Below are 18,620 nucleotides of genomic sequence, written 5' to 3'. Positions count from 1 at the left end.
CCCTCACCCCAACCCTCTCCCCAGGGGGAGAGGGAGTAAGAGGCGCGCATGAATCCGAGCGGGCGCGCCACCATCGCCGATGTCGCCGAGGCAGCGGGCGTCTCCAAAGCCACCGTCTCGCGTTTTCTCAACCACCGCGAACGCCTCCTGAGCCGCGACATCGCAGCGCGGGTCGAGGCAGCCATCGCCAAGCTGGCCTACACGCCCAGCCCCATGGCGCAGGCACTGAGCCATGGTCGCTCGCGCCTCATCGGCCTGATCGTGGCCGACATCACCAATCCGTATTCAGTCGCGGTGCTGCGCGGGGCCGAGAAGGCCTGCCAGGACGCGGGCTACCTGGTGATGCTGTTCAACCTTGGCAACGAGAGCGAACGTGAGCGCGAGGCCATCGATGCGCTTGCGGGCTACCAGGTCGACGGCTTCATTCTCAACACGCTGGGGCGCGGCAGCAACGTGGTCGATGCGGTCACGCTGCACGGCAAGCCCGCGGTGCTGGTCGACCGACGGCATGCCGGCATGCACACCGATTTCGTCTCGCTCGACAACCATTCGGCCATGCGGGACACCTGCGGCCATCTGGTCGAGGGCGGCTACCGCGAACTGCTCTACGTGACCGAACCGCAAAAGGGCGTGAGTTCGCGGCGCGAACGCACTGCCGCTTTCGGTGCCTGCGTGGCCGCGCACGAACCGCGCGTGGCGGGCGAAGTGTTCGAAAGCGTCGAGGGAGAGAGCGATGCGCTGGACGAAGCCTTGCGCGCCTTGCATCGGCGCGCAAGGCGCGGGCGCCGTGCGGCGGTGGTCGCGGGCAATGCGGTGGTCACGCTGCGTGTCGCACAGGCCATGGCGCGCCTGGGATGGCAGTTCGGGCAGGAGCTGGGCTTCGTCGGCTTCGACGACCCGGAGTGGGCTTCGCTCATCGGCCCCGGCCTGAGCACCGTGGCACAGCCCACGGACGCCATCGGTCGCTGCGCCGCTACGTGCCTGATCGAACGGCTGCAGGGGCTGGACGTGGCAGCACGCCAGTTGCTGCTGCCGGGGCAGCTGGTGGTGCGGGGCTCATCTCAGCCGGCATAGCAACCGGCTCAGCAGCGGCCAGGTCCGCGACGCGAACGAGGCGGCTGAGTTCGACCCGCTCGGCAATCCAGCGCTGAAAATTTCGTTCGGCCTGCAGCTTGAACTCGTTGCGCGTGTGATTGCAGATGGCGTGGGCAAGGCGCCGGTGCTTCTGCTTGCGAACGCCGCCCAGCGTCGAATCGTTCAGATGCTCGATAGTGGCCGAATCAGGGGCGCTGCGAGGCTCCGCAAAATCCATCGGCAAGCCGCACCAGTGGCAGTTGTTGCCGAAGGAAGAGCGCAGGGCCTGCACGCTCATGGCTGAGGCTGCCCGCGCTGGAGCCGGTCAGCCGACTTCGGCGACCAGGTCGATCTCGACGCAGGCGCCCAGCGGCACCTGTGCCACGCCGAACGCGCTGCGTGCATGCGAGCCCTTCTCGGCGCCGAACACTTCGGCAAACAGCTCGCTGGCGCCGTTGGTCACCAGGTGCTGCTCCGTGAAGGTGCCGACGGAGTTGACCAGGCTCATGACCTTGACGATGCGCGTGATCTTGTTCAGGTCGCCCACGGCCGCGTGCAGCGTGCCCAGCAGATCGATGGCAATGGCGCGCGCGGCCTGTTTGCCTTCTTCTGTGCTGATGTTGGCGCCGAGCTGGCCGGTCCAGACCTTGCCGTCCTTCTTGGCGATATGGCCCGAAAGAAAAACCAGGTTGCCGGTGCGCACGAAGGGCACATAGGCCGCAGCGGGGGCGGCGACCGGGGGCAGGGTGATACCGAGGCTGGAAAGCTTGTCGTAAACGCTCATTGGAGATCCTTGTCCGGGGGGTGCGATTGGATTTGCGATTGTGTCTGTGATTGTGACTGCGCCGCTTGCGCCGCCTGCGTGCGCAGCTCTTCGATGGGTTGCACCGTCACGCCCACCTTGAGCGTGTGGCGCGCGCCGCCGTGCAGCACGCCGCGCATGGGCGACACGTCGGAATAGTCGCGGCCGATGGCGAGCGCGACGTAGTCTTCGCCCGGCTGGCGGCCGTTGGTGGGATCGAACTCGGTCCAGCCACCGGCGCTCTCGGGGCCGTCGCCTTCGCCGGGCAGGTACACGGATACCCACGCGTGCGAGGCGTCGGCGCCCACCAGCCGCGGCTGGCCGGGTGGCGGTTGCGTGAGCAGGTAGCCGCTCACGTAGCGCGCGGGTAGGCCCATCATGCGAAAGCAGGCAATCATGATGTGGGCGAAGTCCTGGCACACGCCCTTGCGCTGCGCGAGCGCTTCGACCGCAGGGGTGCTGATCTCGGTGCTGTCGGCCTCGTAGGCAAAGTCGCGGTACATGCGCTCGGTGAGGTCCATCGCCACGTCGAAGGTCGGCCGTTCAGGCGCGAAGCTTGCGCGCGCATAGGCCGCAAAGTCGTCGTGGCGGGGCACGTAGGGCGACGGAAAAACGAACTCCGAGGCCGGATCGAAGGTGGCGTCCTTGCGGTAGCGGAAGCGCTCTCGAACGGCCTCCCATGGCAGGTCGCGCGCCACGGCCGGCGAAAGCACAGGCTCGGAGGTTTCGACCACGCTTTCGGCGGTGACCACGAGGCTGTCGTGCGTGGCCTCGAGTGCAAAGAAGGCGCGGGTGTTGCCGTACACGTCGGGTAGTTCGTTGCGCTGCGCGGGTTGGGGTTCTATGGCGAGCTTGTGGCTCACCAGCCGCTGCGACGCGGTGGCCAGCGGCTTCAGGTGGGCCAGGTGCTGAGCCGTTTCGACCGGGGGCGAATACTCGTAGCGGGTTTCGTGCGTGACATGAAGAAGCATGGGGTTCCTGCTGGGGCTAGCTGGGGCTACTTCGGCGCGCCGCCGAAATGCGCCGCGTAGATCTTGTCGTAGCTGCCGTCGGCCTTGATGTCGTCGAGGCCCTTGTTGATCCGGGCCAGGAGTTCCGCATTGCCTTTCTTGACCGCAATGCCGTATTGCTCGACCGGAAAGGCCGCATCGCTCACTGTCTTGAAGCCGCCCCCGGGGTTGTTGGCAAGGTAGTGCTCCACCACGCCGTTGTCGGCCATCACGGCTTGTACGCCGCCGGCTTCTAGTTCCTTGAGCGCGAGCGGCGTGGACTCGAAGCGCTTGATGTTGCCGCTCGACTTGCCCTGGAGCTTGCCCACCACCTCGTCGCCCGTGGTGCCGTTCTGCACGCCGACCTTCATGGCCTTGATGTCGTCGAACGTGGCCACCTGTGCATCGCGCCTGACCGCGATGAGCTGCCTGGCTTCGAAGTAGGGCTTCGAGAAATCCATGGTCTGGCGGCGCTCGCCGGTGATGGTGATGGCCGACACCAGCAGGTCGCGGTCGCCCTGGTCGAGCGCGTTGAAAATGCCTTCCCAAGGTGTGTTGACGAACTTCACTTCGAAGCCGGCCTTGCCCGCGATCGCCTTGACCACGTCGATGTCGAAACCGACGATTTCGCCCTTTTCGTTCTGCGACTCGAAGGGGGTGTAGGCGGCATCGGTGCCGACCACCAGCACCCGGGCTGCCGCCGGCGGAGGTGGCGCCGTAGTGGCGGTCACAGGCTCTTGCTTGCCGCAACCGGCCAGTGCAAGTGCCGCAATAGCGGCAAAGGCGGCAGTGAACGTGATGCGGCGGTTGGCAAGCATGTTGCGGCCTCCTTCAAAAAAGGGCGTGTTCAGGCGCCGACCGAACGCAGCGATTCCGACGTGAGCGTGAAATAGCGCGTGCCGATGGCGTCGGACACATGGTAGGCCGCTGTCTCGCAGCTGGCGAGAAGCTGGACCAGTGCGGGGTAGTCGGCATCCGCGCCTGCCGCGCAAAGATGCTCGAGCGTCCAGCTTGCGGGATCGGGCAGTTCGTAAGACAGTGCAGTGAGCTTGCCGGGCGCGCTGCCCGCAAGGCGCGCAATGCGCCCGCGCAGCGTTTGCGTGACCCACGCCAGCGAGCGCGGGTTCTCGGCGTCGAGCACCAGCAGGTCGACCAGCGTGGCCACGTCGCGCCTCTGCTGGTAGCGGGCGTGAAAGGTGATGGTGCTGTCGAACAGCGCCACCATGGCTTCGAAGCCGCTGACCTCGTGCACCGCGCCGTTCTCGAAGCCGGCTTCCATCGCGTTCGAAAGAAAGCCCAGCCGCTCGATGTGGCGGCCGATCGACAGCAGGCGCCATGCGTCGTCGCGCGTCATGCGGTCGGTCTGTGCCCCGGTCATGGCGGCCAATGCGGTGCTTGCGGATTCAAGCGCGCGCAATGCGGCGCCGGTGGCAAAGCTGCCTTCGCCGGCCTGCTCGGCCGCGCGCCGCAGAAATTCGGCTTCGGCGCGAACGATCTGGTTCCAGTTGTCTTGCGAGAGCCGCTCGCGCACGGCGGCGGCGGCCTGCCGGATGCAGCGCAAACTGAAGCCCACGCTGCCGCCGCGCTCCACATCGCCGAGTTCGGCAATCAGCGCGCGTTCGAACACCCGGCGCGATTGCGGCGCACTGGGCACCCCCGCCGGCACCAGCGCATTGCGCAAGGCCATGCGATGCAGCCAGTCGAGCAGCGGGCGCGAAGACTGGTCTTCGCTGCCCAGCAGGTTGAGCGTGAGGCGCGCGAGGCGCACCGCGTTTTCCGCCCGCTCGGTATAGCGGCCGAGCCAGAACATGTTCTCGGCCGCACGGCTGGTGACTGGCGCGCGGTGCCGCGCGAGCGAAGCCGGCGTGGCATGCGGCTGCAGCAGCGTGGTGCGGTCGACTTCGCCGTGCGTTTGCACCCATACGTCGGCACTGCTGCCGCCGCGCTGCATGGAGGCGATCTGCGCATCGCGGCCTGCAAGCCGTGCCAGCCCGCCGGGCAGCACGCGCCACGACTGCGCGCCGTCGCTCACCGCGAACACGCGCAGCAGCACCGCGCGCGGCGCAATGTGGCCCGGCCCCAGGTCATTGGCCCAGGTGGGCATCTGCGACAGCGGCAAGTAGCTCTGGATGGTGTGGGCTTCGCCGTCGCGCACGATGCGGCCGGCCCATTCGTCGAGCTGGCGGCGGCTCAGTTCGCTGCCGAGCACCGCGTCGAAGCTGGTCTGCCCGTCGAACCCGGGGTAAGTCGGCTTGATGGCGCATTCGCCCAGTTGCGGCAGCACGGCCTCGAGCGCGGCACGCTCGCCGCACCACCAGGTCGGCAGCGCCGGCAGCTTGAGCTTTTCGCCGATGAGGCGACGCGCGAGGCCTGGCAAGAAGCCCAGGAGCGCGGGGGATTCGAGAAACGCCGAACCCGGCATGTTGGCCACCAGCACGTTGCCGGCCCGAATGGCCTGCAGCAGGCCCGGCACGCCCAGCGTGGAATCCGGCCGCAGTTCGAGCGGATCGAGGAACTGGTCGTCCAGCCGCTTGATGAGCCCGTGCACCGGGCGCAGGCCCTGCAATGTCTTGAGGTACAGCCGCTGGTCGCGCACCGTGAGGTCGCTGCCCTCGACCAGCGTCACGCCGAGATAGCGCGCCAGGTACGCGTGCTCGAAGTAGGTTTCGTTGTAGGGGCCGGGGGTGAGCAGCGCGATGTGCGGCGGCACGCCGGCCGGGCACATGCGCTGCAGGCCGTCCATCATGGCGCTGTAGGTGGCGGCAAGGCGCTGCACGTGCAGCGCCTCGAAGGCTTGGGGAAACTGGCGCGTGATGGCAAGCCGGTTTTCGAGCAGATAGCCCAGGCCCGAAGGCGCCTGCGTGCGCTGCGACACGACCCACCAGTTGCCGTCGGGCCCGCGCGCGAGGTCGAAGGCCGCAATGTGCAGCCAGGTGTCGCCCGGCGGCTTCACGCCGTGCAGCGCGCGCAGGTAGCCGGGGTGCCCGCGCACCAGTGCCGGCGGCAGGAGGCCTTCGCTCAGCAGTTGCTGCGGGCCATAGACGTCGGCCATGACGCGGTCGAGCACGCGCACGCGCTGCAGCACGCCGGTTTCGATCTGGTTCCAGCTTTCGGGCGAGACGATCAGCGGAAACAGGTCGAGCGACCACGGGCGCTGCGGACCGTTGGCGTCGGCGTAGACGTTGTAGGTAACGCCGTTGTCGCGGATCTGCCGCTCCAGGTTGACCGCCCGCCGGGGCAGGTCGCCGAACCCGCCCGGGCCGAGCTGTTCGAAGAAGGCGTTCCAGGCGGGGGTGAGGGGCGGCTTCTCGTTGGAGGGCTGCGGCTGCTGAAGAACCTGGGTCTGTGTCTGCGTCTGGGATTGAGCCTGCGACGGATTCGGCGCAAGCGCGGGCCGCTCGGCCGCCGCATCGTAGAGCGCGGGCGGCGTGGCCACCGCCGGGGCTACGCCGGCGACCTGGCGCGGCGGCACTGCGGGCGTGGCTTCTCCGCGCAGTTCGTCGAAGTGGCCGGGCAGGGCGGCCGGGGCGAGCGCCGATGCCAGGGCGGCTGGAAATTCCAGCGCCTGGGCGTCGAACAGGGATTCGTTCAAAGGTTCCACAGGGGATGGATTGTCACATTGCCGTCACCGGGTGAGGTGGCGGGCGATGTGCTAAATGTCCCCTGGTGTCCCTTTAAGGCCTTTCACCGCCGCAAATCGAGGGTGAACGGGAATTCGCGGCTGCCCGCGAGCTCGATGGTGGCCGGCGGCGTGCGCATCAGGCCGGGCGTATGGCCCATGCGCGCAAAACGCGACATGCGGCGGCTTTCCGCCTCATAGGCGTTCACAGGCAGGGTGTCGTAGTTGCGTCCGCCCGGGTGGGCCACGTAGTACTGGCAGCCGCCCAGCGAGCGCTTCATCCAGGTGTCGACGATGTCGAAGGTGAGCGGCGCGTGGGCGCCGATGCTCGGATGCAGCGCCGAAGGCGGGTTCCACGCCTTGTAGCGCACACCCGCGACGAATTCGCCCACGGTGCCGGTCGGCTGCAGCGGCAGCACCTTGCCATTGACGGTGATCACGTGGCGGCTTTCGTTCAGCCCGGTCACGCGCACCTCGATGCGCTCGAGCGACGAATCGACATAGCGCACGGTGCCACCCGCCGAGCCTTCTTCGCCCATCACATGCCAAGGCTCCAGCGCGTTGCGCAGCGAAAGCTCCACGCCCATGGCCTGCACCTGGCCCACCAGCGGAAAGCGGAACTCGAAGTGCGGCGCAAACCAGTCGACATCGAACGCAAACCCGGCCTGTCGCATCTCGCTGATCACGTCGTCGAAGTCCATCTTGACGAAGGTCGGCAGCAGGAAGCGGTCGTGCAGCTCGGTGCCCCAGCGCGTGACGGGCGCCTTGTACGGGTCGTCCCAGAAGCGCGCGACCAGGGCGCGGATCAGCAGCTGCTGCGCAATGCTCATGCGCGCATGCGGCGGCATTTCGAAGGCGCGCAGTTCGAGCAGGCCGAGTCGGCCGGTGCTCGAATCGGGCGAGTAGAGCTTGTCGATGCAGAACTCGCTCCGGTGCGTGTTGCCCGACACGTCGATCAGGATGTTGCGCAGCGTGCGGTCGACCAGCCAGGCCGGCATGTTCTGGCCGTGGATTTCGCGGTTTCGCGCGATTTCCTTCAGGGCGATTTCAAGCTCGTAGACCTGGTCGTTGCGCGCTTCGTCCACGCGGGGCGCCTGGCTGGTCGGGCCGATGAACATGCCCGAGAACAGGTAGCTCAGCGAGGGATGGTTGTGCCAGTAGAGCAGCAGGCTGGCCAGCAGCTCGGGTCGGCGCAGGAAGGGGCTATCGGCCGGCGTGGCGCCGCCCATCACAAAGTGGTTGCCGCCGCCGGTGCCGGTGTGGCGGCCGTCGGTCATGAACTTCTCGGCCGACAGGCGGGTTTCGAAGGCGGCGTTGTAGAGAAACTCGGTGTGGTCGACCAGTTCCTTCCAGTTGTGGGCCGGGTGGATGTTGACCTCGATCACGCCCGGGTCCGGGGTGACGGCCAGCATTTTCAGGCGCGGGTCGCGCGGCGGCGGATAGCCTTCCATCACGATGCGCATGCCGAGCTGCTCGGCCGTGGCTTCGACGGCCGCGACCAGGTCGAGATAGTCTTCCAGCCGCGCGAGCGGCGGCATGAAGACGTACAGCACGCCCGAGGCGCTGCCCTTTTTCTCGGCCGCGGGGCCGTTGGCGCGGCGCGGGTCGCGCACTTCGACGCACAGCGCGGTGCGCGTGACCCAATGGGCTGACTCGCCGCGCAGGGGCTGGCGGGTGGCCGGGTTTGCAGAGCGGTCTGCGGCTTCGGCTGCATCGCCGCTTGCCGCATCGCCGCTCGTGGCTGCGCTGGCGCCGGGCGACTGCATGCGCAAGGCCGCGGGCACCACGGGCGGGGCACCAAAGTCGTAGGGCACGGCGCCAAGGTCGGCGCCCGTTGCACCACCGGCAGGCACGGCGTAGCGCGCGCGGTAGTCGGCCGAAGTGGGCAGCGCGGCGCGCGGCGCGGTCGGGTCGCGCTCGACGAGGTAGGGATAGTCGCCCTTGCTGGCCCAGGGCTGCGAATCGAGCGGCAGCCGGTAGCCCATGGGCGAATCGCCCGGAATCAGATAGAGCCGGTCGTCGCGCAGGAACCAGGGGCCGGTTTTCCAGCCCGGGCCTGCGAGTGCGGGCGCATCGGCATCGGCGTTGCCGGGCTCGAGCGGCAGCATGTAGCCGATGACTGCGTCGAGCTTTTGCGTGAACACGCGGCGCAGGCGAACGCGCTCGAGTTCGTCGTCGAGCTTCGATTCGAAGGGATCGACATTCACCGGCAGGCGGCGTTCGCGCCACAGGTAGTAGTAGACGTCTTCGTAGCCAGGCTGGACGTAGCGCTCGGTAATGCCGAGCTTGTGCGCCAGCACGGTGGTGAAGCGGCGCGCGTCTTCGCTCGTGTAGTGCGTGGGCACGCGCTCGTCGGCAAAGAGCTCGGGGTTGTGCCAGAGCGTCTGGCCGTCGGCACGCCAGAAGATCGACAGCGCCCAGCGCGGCAACTGCTCGCCCGGGTACCACTTGCCTTGGCCGAAATGGAGAAAGCCGCCCTCGCCGTATTCGGCGCGCAGCCGGTGGACGAGCTCGGTGGCATAGCCGCGCTTGGTGGGGCCGAGCGCATCGGTGTTCCACTCGGGCGCGTCGCGGTCGCTGGTGGCCACGTAGGTCGGCTCGCCGCCCATGGTGAGCCGCACGTCGCCGGCTTTCAGGCGCGCATCGACCGCGTCGCCGAGCGCGAGCACTTCGGCCCATTGCTCTTCGGTGTAGGGCTTGGTGACGCGCGGCGATTCGTAGATGCGCGTGACCTTCATTTCATGGCCGAACTCGACCTCCGATTCGTCGACGCCGCCTTCGATGGGCGCCGCGCTCGAAGGCGTGGGCGTGCAGGCGAGCGGAATGTGGCCTTCGCCGGCCATGAGGCCCGAGGTGGCGTCCAGGCCGACCCAGCCCGCGCCCGGCAGGAACACTTCGCACCAGGCGTGCAGGTCGGTGAAGTCGACCGTGGTGCCGCTCGGGCCGTCGAGCGCCTTCACGTCGGGGGTCAGCTGGATCAGGTAGCCCGAAACGAAACGCGCCGCCAGTCCGCAATGGCGCAGCAGCTGCACCAGCAGCCAGCCCGAGTCACGGCACGAGCCGCTGCCGTTGGTGAGCGTTTCTTCCGGCGTCTGCACGCCGGGCTCCATGCGGATCAGGTAGTTGACGTCTTTCTGGACCTGCTGGTTGAGGCCGACCAGGAAGTCGATGGTGCGCTGCTCCTTGCGGTCGATCTTGTCGAGGTAGGCCGAAACGAGAGGCGTGGCTTCTTCAGTGACCAGGTAAGGCGCGAGTTCTTCGGCCTGCGAGGCGGTGTACTTGAACGGAAAGTTCTCGGCCTGGGGCTCGAGGAAGAAGTCGAACGGGTTGTAGACCGCCATTTCGACCACCAGGTCGACCGTGACCTTGAACTCGCGCGTCTTCTCGGGAAACACGAGCCGCGCCTGGTAGTTGGCGAACGGGTCCTGCATCCAGTTGACGAAGTGCTCGGCCGGCTCGACCATGAGCGAATACGAGATGACGTTGCTGCGGCAATGCGGCGCGGGACGCAAGCGCACGACCTGCGGGCCCAACTGCACCAGGCGGTCGTATTTGTAGTGGGTGACGTGGTGGAGTGCGGCGTGAATGGACATGCGTTTTGTGTGCAGTACTGCGAGATTGCATCGAAAAGATGTCTCTTGTGAGACGCATACTAGCCCAGATACCAAGCAATTAACGCGCCATTGAGCGTGGGTCCGGGGAGGGCTTGCATCGTGTGTTCTGGAGTTTGCCGTTGACGCGCGCAAGGGCGTCGGGCGGCGCCGCGGCCGGATCGTGGGCCTTTGCTGCGCTGGGTGGAACCTTGTTCGGCGCGGCGTTGCAGCTGCATCAGGCGCGGCTTTGGAACGCGGCGTTCTATGCGGCCTTGCTCTTCGCGGGGCTTGCGGGATTGGTTGTGCTCTTCAGGCGGCGAACGTCTTGTTTGCCGATGCTCGTTGCCCTGGCCTGCGGCGCATTCGCCGGGGGCGGCCTTGCCGGATGGCGGGCGGTGGCCTACGCGAATGGCGCATTGGACCCGGCCCTCGAAGGGCGCGATCTCCAGGTGACCGGCGTGGTGGCGCAAATGCCCCAGCACAACGAAGGCGGCACGCGTTTCCGGCTCGATGTCGAATCAGCACGCTGGGCCGACGGGCGCATTGAAACCTCGGTTCGTGTGCCGGCGCGCATTGCGCTCGGCTGGTATCGCGACGACACCAGCCTATGGGGGCGCGCGCCGGAAGGGCGTGCCGGCGCAACGGCTGACGCCGCCCCGCTGCATGCGGGTGAACGCTGGCGCCTGACGGTGCGGCTGAAGGCGCCGCACGGCAACCTCAATCCGCATGGTTTCGACAATGAGCTGTGGATGTGGGAGCAGGGCGTGCGCGCCAGCGGCTATGTGCGAACCGGCGCCCGCGATGCCGCGCCGGTACTTCTTCAATCCACATGGCTGCACCCGCTCGAACGTGCGCGCGAAGCTGTGCGTGACGCCGTGTTCGAACGCGTGGCGGATGCGCGGCAGGCAGGCGTGATTGCCGCGCTCGTCACCGGTGACCAGGGCGCCATCGACCGCAGCGACTGGGACGTTTTTCGCGCGACCGGGGTTGCGCACCTGATGTCGATCTCGGGCCTGCACATCACCATGTTCGCCTGGCTTGCCGCGCATGCGGTAGGGGCGGCGTGGCGGCGCAGCGTGCGGCTCATGCTGCGCTTTCCCGCGCCGCAGGCTGCACTCGTCGGCGGCGTGCTGCTCGCGGGGCTCTATGCGCTCTTCAGCGGCTGGGGCGTGCCTTCCCAGCGCACGGTCTGGATGCTGGCCACGGCGGCGCTGCTGCGGCTCAGCGGGCGGCGCTGGCCGTGGCCGCACGTGTGGCTGTTGATTGCGGCGGTGGTGGTGGCTGTCGACCCCTGGGCGCTGATGCAGGCGGGCTTCTGGCTCAGCTTCGTCGCGGTCGGCGTGCTGTTCACGACCGGCTTCATGAGGCCCGCCGGCGAGACGACCGGGCCATCGCTCCGGCTGCTGGCGTTTTTTCGCGAGCAATGGGTGATCACGCTGGCCCTTACCCCGCTGAGCCTGCTGCTCTTCCAGCAGGTGTCGGTGGTGGGCTTGCTGGCCAACGCCGTCGCTATTCCGTGGGTAACGCTCGTGATCACGCCGTTGGCCATGCTGGGCGCCCTCGTGGCGCCTCTTTGGGACCTTGCCGCGTGGGCCGTGCAGGCGCTGGCTGTGCTGCTGAAGTGGCTTGCCGCCTTGCCCTATGCCACGCTGTCGATGGCTGCTCCCCCAACGTGGATGGCCGGCTTCGGTGTGGCGGGCGGCGTGCTGCTGGCCATGCGCCTGCCGTGGTCGCTGCGTTTGCTCGGCGTGCCGCTTCTGTTGCCTGTGCTGTTGTGGCAGACGCCCCGGCCGGCCGCCGGGCAGTTCGAACTGCTTGCGGCCGACATCGGCCAGGGAAACGCGGTTCTCGTGCGCACCGCAACGCACAGCCTGCTGTACGACGCTGGCCCGCGCTACAGCCTGGAGAGCGACGCCGGCCATCGCGTGCTGGTGCCATTGCTGCGGGCCTTGGGCGAGCGGCTGGACATGCTTGTGCTGAGCCACCGCGACAGCGACCACACCGGCGGCGCGGCCGCGGTGCTCGCGATGCAGCCTCAGGCCGAAGTCTTGAGTTCGATCGAAGCCACCCATCCGCTGCAGGCAGTTCGCCCGAACAGGCGCTGCGAAGCGGGCCAGCGCTGGACCTGGGATGGGGTGGATTTCGAAATTCTCCATCCCGCGCCGACCGACTATCTTTTTTTCACCAAGCCCAACGCCATTTCGTGCGTGCTGCGCATCGCGAACGGCCGCGCCACGGTGCTGCTGGCCGGCGACATCGAACGCCTGCAAGAGGCTGCCTTGGTCGCGCGAACCCCGGAGCTTCGCGCCGACGTGCTGCTCGCACCGCATCACGGCAGCAAAACTTCGTCGAGCGCGGCGCTGCTCGAGGCGGTGCGCCCGCGCATTGCGCTGGTCCAGGCGGGCTACCGCAACCGCTTCGGCCATCCGGCCCGCGAGGTGGTCGAGCGCTATGCGGCACACGGCGTGCGGCTCGTCGAAAACGTGCCCTGCGGCGCCGCGCTATGGCGCAGCCAGGCACCTGAAGAGGTTGGCTGCGAAAGGGAGCGCAACGCCCGTTATTGGCATCACCGCCTGCCCTGAAAAGCGGCCCACGGGGCGGAATCCGCGCCAACATAGGGCTTTCACTGGCCTCGAACTTGCTAAGCTATGGCTCAAGGAGATTGGTCGTTCCATGCACAAATTCGATGAGATGTATGAGCAGTTGCCCTATGCGGGGTCTGCAATCAGGCAGCACTACAAGCGCTACGACCAATGGCTTGCAAAGCAGCCCGGCGAGGTCATGCGGGCGCGGCGCGAAGAGGCGGAAATGATCTTTCGCCGGGTCGGTATCACCTTTGCGGTGTACGGCGCCAAGGACGAAGACGGTTCGGGTACCGAGCGCCTCATTCCGTTCGACCTGCTGCCGCGCATCATTCCCGCCCACGAGTGGGAGAGCATGGAAAAAGGGCTGGTGCAGCGCGTGACGGCGCTCAACCGCTTCTTGCATGACGTCTACCACGACCAGGAAATCATCAAGGCCGGCATCATTCCGGCTGAGCAGATCCTGAACAACGCGCAGTTCCGCCCCGAGATGATGGGTGTGAACGTGCCGCACAACGTCTACTCCAACATTTCGGGCATCGACATCGTCCGCGCGCCCGACGCGCAGGGCAACGGCGAGTACTACGTGCTCGAAGACAACCTGCGCGTGCCCAGCGGCGTGAGCTACATGCTCGAAAACCGCAAGATGATGATGCGGCTCTTTCCCGAGCTGTTCAACCAGAACCGCATTGCGCCCGTCGCGCACTACCCCGACCTGCTGCTCGAAACGCTGCGCGCCAGCGCGCCGCCTGCGACGGCCGAGCCCACCGTGGTCGTGCTGACGCCGGGCATGTACAACAGCGCCTACTTCGAGCACGCCTTTCTCGCGCAGCAAATGGGCGTTGAACTGGTCGAGGGGCAAGACCTCTTCGTGCGGGACGACTTCGTCTACATGCGCACCACGCGCGGGCCGAAGCGCGTGGACGTGATCTATCGCCGCGTCGACGACGATTTTCTGGACCCCGAGGTGTTCCGCCCCACGTCCACGCTCGGTTGCGCGGGCCTGATGCGCGCTTATCGCGAAGGCAACGTCGTCATCTGCAATGCGGTGGGTACAGGCGTGGCCGACGACAAGTCGATCTACCCCTACGTGCCCAAGATGGTCGAGTTCTATCTCGGCGAGCAGCCGATTCTGAAGAACGTGCCCACCTACATGTGCCGCAACAAGGACGAGCTTCAATACACGCTCGACAACATGAAGGACCTGGTCGTAAAGGAGGTGCACGGCGCCGGCGGCTACGGCATGCTGATCGGCCCGGCTGCCACGGTGGCCGAAATCGAAGAGTTCAAGAAGGCCGTGATCGCAAAGCCCGACGGCTACATCGCGCAGCCGACGCTGAGCCTTTCCACGTCGCCCACCTTCGTGGACGCTGGCATTGCGCCGCGCCACATCGACCTGCGGCCCTTCGTGCTCTCCGGCAAGGAAGTGCAGATGGTGCCTGGCGGCCTCACACGCGTGGCGCTCAAGGAGGGCTCGCTGGTGGTCAACTCGTCGCAGGGCGGCGGCACCAAGGACACCTGGATCCTCGAGGCGGACCGCGGCGCCAAGCCCAAGGCCGCGCAATCGCAAAGTCAATCGCAGTCGGCCTGAGCGCAGCAGGCAAGCAAGCAAAGCAAGGAATCAGGAGAACAAGAATGCTGTCACGCACTGCCGATCACCTCTACTGGATGTCGCGCTACACCGAGCGCGCGGAAAACACCGCGCGCATGCTCGACGTCAACTACCAGACCTCGCTCTTACCCCAGTCGGCCGAAGTGGCCAAGTACGGCTGGCAGGGCGTGCTGTCCATCAGCGAGCTGCTGCCTTCGTACAACAAGAAATACGAGCAGATCACGCCCAACGAGGTGATGGAGTTCATGGTCAAGGACGAGAGCAATCCGTCTTCGATCGTCTCCTGCCTGAAGGCGGCACGCGAAAACGCACGCGCGGTTCGCGGCGCGCTCACCACCGAGGCGTGGGAAACGCAAAACACCACCTGGCTCGAAGTGAACCGCATGCTGCGCGCCGGAGATTTCGAGCGCGACCCGGCCCAGTTCTTCGAATGGGTCAAGTTCCGCTCGCACTTGTCGCGCGGCGTCACGCTCGGCACCATGCTTCAGGACGAAGCCTTTTACTTCTCGCGCCTGGGCACCTTTCTGGAGCGCGCCGACAACACCGCGCGGCTGGTGGACGTGAAGTTTCACGCCCTCAACAGCGAATTCTTCGGCACCGCCACAGAGGAAGACCAGGAGTACGACTTCTATCACTGGAGCGCCATTTTGCGCAGCGTCTCGGCCTTCGAGGTGTACCGCAAGGTGTACCGCGACGTGATCAAGCCCGAGCGCGTGGCCGAGCTGCTCATTCTTCGCGCCGACATGCCGCGTTCGCTGCACGCGAGCTTGGTCGAGGTGGTGAACAACCTTGCCAAGGTGCAGAACGAGCAGAGCGCCGAAACCCAGCGCCGCGCCGGCAAGCTGCTGGCCGATCTGCAATACGCGCGGGTCGACGAAATCCTGGCGACCGGGCTGCATGCCTATCTCACGCAGTTCCTCGACCGGGTGAACGAGTTGGGCGGTCGCATCAGCCAGGACTTCCTGGTGCCGGCGCACTGAGCCAAGGCTGAGCCGGCGCCATAGTTCCTCGGCCGCTTTGGCAGCGGTGCGGGGTACAGTTGGTTGCGAGAGTGTTGGAGATTTGAAGTACTCCCGTATCATCCTTATTACATTTGGATGGATACAGGGAGGAACCAATGCGAATGCTTTCGACGCGCGTGCTGCGCGTTTCCATATCGTTTTCCATGGCGCTGCTGCTGGGCGCTTGCGCAATGCCCATGCGAATTGGGCTGAAGCCGGAAGAGCGAAGCAAGATCACTGCACTTGCAGCCCACGTGGTGGTGGTGCAGGACGAGGTGATCGCTGCTGTTCAGGCTCCCACGGCCGGAGCAGCTTCGGGCGGTGGGCTGATCGGCGCGATGATCGATGCGTCGATTGCCAATAGCCGTGTCAAGGAATCGCAACAAGCGCTGGGCTCGTTCTACACGGTGATCGAGGATGTGGATTACCGAAAGGAGTTCAACGAAGCGATCCGCAGCGAGTTGGCCAACTATCAGATCAAGGTAGCTACGGTCACCACCACGCCGCGCGCCTTGAACATGGACATTCTTGCCAAACTGCGCAGCCAGCTTCCGTCCGGGCAAGCTTTGCTCCTGATCTATCCGCGATATTCATTGACAGCCGATTTCCGGAATCTTGATGCCGAGTCGCAAGTGTCCATGTGGACCCGATCGGACAGCCCGAGCTCTTCCGGCGGAATGAACATGCCGATCCAGCGCAGCGTGCTCTACTTTCAATCGCAATCCGTAGGCACGGGAGGCAGAAAATCGCTGGACATATGGGGAGCGGACAACGCGGCCCTGTTTCGCAGCACCATGCGCGAGTCGATCACCGAGACTCTTCGCATGGCGATGATCGACCTCGACGTGGCGGCGGAGCCAGCGGCCAAAGCAGAAGGCATTCAAGAGTTTTCCTTCAACAACGGTGTAATCACCACAAAGCTGAAGGGCCAGGTCGTCAAGAACGGCGAGGCCCGTGCGATTCTGCTTGCCAGCGATCAGAAGCTTTACTCGCTGCCCAGGACAAGTGCTTCTGGCAGCACGACCGCGGCCAAGTGATCGCAGAGGCAAACATGAACAAGTACATCTTCACGGCCTTTGGGGCGCTGCTGTTCGGCATTGCGTCCGCTGTGTCTGCAACCACCACCGACTATGGCTCGAAAGTCGACATGAAATACGACCGGAGCGCACGCGAGAACTACGCGCTTCAGCCGTACCAAAGCACTTGCCCAGTACACATCGTGCTCACGGAAGATGCTCGTCAGAACAAGGAAACCATCGGACAGTCAGGCAGCGGGGCGCTCCTTGCCGGTGACATCAGCCGTTGGGTGGCGGACGGCCTGCTGGCTCTCAAGGATTACGGCTATGTGGTCGACGAAACCAGAAGTCTGGAGCCGCCGGCATCGGGCATTACGGTCAAGACCAGCGTGACCCGTGCCTATACCTGGCACCTCAGTGTCAAGATTTTCAGCATGGTGGCGCTCAAGGCGCAGTTCATCGACCGCAACGGGATGCTGCAAGAGAAGTACTACCGGGCCCATGGCGACAAGTCCAACATGTGGGGCGCGGATTCGGAGTACGTGACGACGCTGAACTACGGCTTGAATAATCTTCTGCCAGCAGTCGCGCGCGACTTGCAATCACTGTGCAAAGGTCAAAAAGTGGAGTCGTACACCTACTCCGGGCCCGAGGAAGTCACCAAGAAATAGAAGGTGCCGAAGCGGCGGCGCTCAGTTCGCCGTCGCCTGCCGCACCGCGCGCTCCCAGCGCGCCATCGATTCCTCGGCCTGCGCGCGGCCCATGGTCGGCATGAAGCGCCGCTCCACCTTCCAAAGCTTCGACAACTGGCGTGCGTCGCTGTAGACGCCCGTCGACAAGCCTGCGAGATAAGCGGCGCCCAGCGCCGTGGTCTCGATCACTTCAGGCCGCACCACGGGAATGCCGAGCAGGTCGGCCTGGAACTGCATCAGCAGGTCGTTCACGCTGGCGCCGCCGTCCACCCGCAGCTCGGCCACGGGCGTGCCGCCGGCGGCGACCGCATCGCGGCTCATGGCCTGCAGCAGTGCTGCGCTCTGGTAGGCGATGCTTTCGAGCGCGGCGCGGGCAATGTGCGCCACGGTGGTTCCGCGCGTCAGGCCGGTGATGGTGCCGCGGGCGTCGGCGTTCCAGTAGGGCGCGCCAAGGCCGGTGAAGGCCGGCACCATCATCACGCCGCCGGCGTCGGGCACGCTTTCGGCGAGCGACTGCACTTCGGCGCTGCCCTTGATGGCCTTGAGCCCGTCGCGCAGCCACTGCACCACGGCGCCGCCGACGAAGACGCTGCCTTCCATGGCGTACTGCGGCGTAGCGTCGGTTTGTGCGGCGCTGGTGACGAGCAGGCCGTTGTGCGAGGGCTGGAACGCCGCGCCTGTGTGCATGAGCAGGAAGCAGCCGGTGCCGTAGGTGTTCTTGGCCATGCCGGCTGCGAAGCACGCTTGGCCGAAGAGGGCGCTTTGCTGGTCGCCGGCCACACCGCCGATGGGCAGGGCGCGGCCGAGCAGTGCCTCGTCGGTGTCTGCAAAGTGAGAGCTCGATGGTTGCACCTTGGGCATGAGCGCGGCGGGAATGTAGAGCGCCTTGAGGAGGTCGGCATCCCACTCATTGCTGTGCACGTTGAAGAGCATGGTGCGCGAGGCGTTGCTCACGTCGGTCACGTGCACCTTGCCGCCGGTAAGCTGCCACATGAGCCAGCTGTCGACGGTGCCGAAGGCGAGTTCGCCACGCTCGGCCTGCGCGCGTGCGCCGGGCACGTTGTCCAGCAGCCAGCGCAACTTGGTGCCCGAAAAATACGCATCGATGACCAGCCCGGTCTTCTCCTGGATGGTGCCGGTCATGCCTTCGTCGCGCAGCTTTGCGCACAGCGGCTCGGCGCGCCGGTCTTGCCACACGATGGCGTGGTGCACGGGCTGGCCGGTCTTGCGGTTCCACAGCACGGTGGTTTCGCGCTGGTTGGTAATGCCAATGGCATGAATGTCCGCTGGCTGGAGCTTGGCCTTGACGAGCACTTCGCGCGCGGTGGCCAGTTGGCTGTGCCAGATTTCCATTGGGTCGTGTTCTACCCAGCCGGGCTGCGGATAGATCTGCGTGAGCTCCTTCTGCGCGATGGCAACGATGTGGCCTTCGCGGTCGAACACGATGCTGCGGGAGCTCGAAGTGCCCTGGTCTAGTGCTAACAGGTAGGTCATGGCTTGGGTGTTCCTTGGAGTCTGGTCAATGCGACTTGTGTTCTTGAGGCTGTCGTTTTCGCGCCGCTGTTTCGGGGCGTGTGCAAAGGCCACCGGGTACTCCCCTCCGCGAATGTCCCCCGGGGCTGCGCCCCTCCTCCTTTATT

At 66.1% G+C, this 18,620-nt stretch carries 12 protein-coding genes; 6 read left to right on the top strand and 6 right to left on the bottom strand.

Annotation, left to right across the window (positions count from 1 at the left end):
* Positions 1-48: 48 nt before the first annotated feature.
* Positions 49-1,074: a LacI family DNA-binding transcriptional regulator gene (locus tag V9L21_RS21820; RefSeq protein ID WP_337314979.1), complete on the top strand. Its 1,026-nt coding sequence runs from the start codon at positions 49-51 to the stop codon at positions 1,072-1,074.
* A 325-nt stretch (positions 1,075-1,399) separates the two neighbouring features.
* Here V9L21_RS21820 and V9L21_RS21815 read toward each other — a convergent pair whose 3' ends face one another.
* The 5 genes from V9L21_RS21815 to V9L21_RS21795 all read right to left on the bottom strand — a co-directional run bounded on the left by V9L21_RS21815 (position 1,400) and on the right by V9L21_RS21795 (position 10,077).
* A complete protein-coding gene (locus V9L21_RS21815) occupies positions 1,400-1,858 on the bottom strand; it encodes a RidA family protein (RefSeq protein WP_055805376.1) in 459 nt (152 codons plus the stop codon).
* Positions 1,855-2,847 (bottom strand): transglutaminase family protein, encoded by a 993-nt coding sequence (locus V9L21_RS21810; RefSeq protein WP_337314978.1) that lies wholly within the window; start codon positions 2,845-2,847, stop codon positions 1,855-1,857. Before V9L21_RS21810 ends, V9L21_RS21815 begins: the two co-directional genes overlap by 4 nt.
* Positions 2,848-2,873: 26 nt before the next feature.
* Positions 2,874-3,683: a basic amino acid ABC transporter substrate-binding protein gene (locus tag V9L21_RS21805; RefSeq protein WP_337314977.1), complete on the bottom strand. Its 810-nt coding sequence runs from the start codon at positions 3,681-3,683 to the stop codon at positions 2,874-2,876.
* Between the two features lie 29 nt (positions 3,684-3,712).
* Positions 3,713-6,466, bottom strand: coding sequence for a circularly permuted type 2 ATP-grasp protein (locus V9L21_RS21800; RefSeq protein ID WP_337314976.1), 2,754 nt, complete (start codon positions 6,464-6,466; stop codon positions 3,713-3,715).
* 83 nt (positions 6,467-6,549) lie between these two features.
* A complete protein-coding gene (locus tag V9L21_RS21795; protein ID WP_337314975.1) occupies positions 6,550-10,077 on the bottom strand; it encodes a transglutaminase family protein in 3,528 nt (1,175 codons plus the stop codon).
* A 140-nt stretch (positions 10,078-10,217) separates the two neighbouring features.
* On the opposite strand from V9L21_RS21795, the gene V9L21_RS21790 reads away from it, so the two are divergent.
* The 5 genes from V9L21_RS21790 (at position 10,218) to V9L21_RS21770 (ending at position 16,959) form a co-directional block, all read left to right on the top strand.
* Entirely contained in the window at positions 10,218-12,659 is a 2,442-nt protein-coding gene (locus V9L21_RS21790; protein ID WP_337314974.1) for a DNA internalization-related competence protein ComEC/Rec2, read from the top strand.
* 91 nt (positions 12,660-12,750) lie between these two features.
* Entirely contained in the window at positions 12,751-14,250 is a 1,500-nt protein-coding gene (locus tag V9L21_RS21785) for a circularly permuted type 2 ATP-grasp protein (protein ID WP_157614653.1), read from the top strand.
* A 44-nt stretch (positions 14,251-14,294) separates the two neighbouring features.
* The gene (locus V9L21_RS21780) at positions 14,295-15,251 is read left to right on the top strand and encodes an alpha-E domain-containing protein (RefSeq protein WP_157614652.1); all 957 of its coding nucleotides are present in this window, start codon (positions 14,295-14,297) and stop codon (positions 15,249-15,251) included.
* Positions 15,252-15,394: 143 nt separating this feature from the next.
* Positions 15,395-16,309 carry a hypothetical protein gene (locus V9L21_RS21775; RefSeq protein ID WP_337314973.1) on the top strand — a complete coding sequence of 305 codons (915 nt, stop codon included), beginning with the start codon at positions 15,395-15,397 and terminating at the stop codon, positions 16,307-16,309.
* Between the two features lie 14 nt (positions 16,310-16,323).
* The gene (locus tag V9L21_RS21770; RefSeq protein WP_337314972.1) at positions 16,324-16,959 is read left to right on the top strand and encodes a hypothetical protein; all 636 of its coding nucleotides are present in this window, start codon (positions 16,324-16,326) and stop codon (positions 16,957-16,959) included.
* A 21-nt stretch (positions 16,960-16,980) separates the two neighbouring features.
* Here the strand turns inward: V9L21_RS21770 and glpK are convergent, their stop codons facing one another.
* Entirely contained in the window at positions 16,981-18,474 is a 1,494-nt protein-coding gene (glpK, locus tag V9L21_RS21765; RefSeq protein ID WP_337314971.1) for a glycerol kinase GlpK, read from the bottom strand.
* Between the last annotated feature and the right edge of the window lie 146 nt (positions 18,475-18,620).

The organism is Variovorax sp. CCNWLW235, from assembly GCF_037204085.1.
Classification (GTDB): domain Bacteria; phylum Pseudomonadota; class Gammaproteobacteria; order Burkholderiales; family Burkholderiaceae_C; genus Variovorax.
The sequence above is the reverse complement of the archived record's forward strand: the minus strand, read 5'-3'. Positions and strand labels throughout refer to the sequence as shown.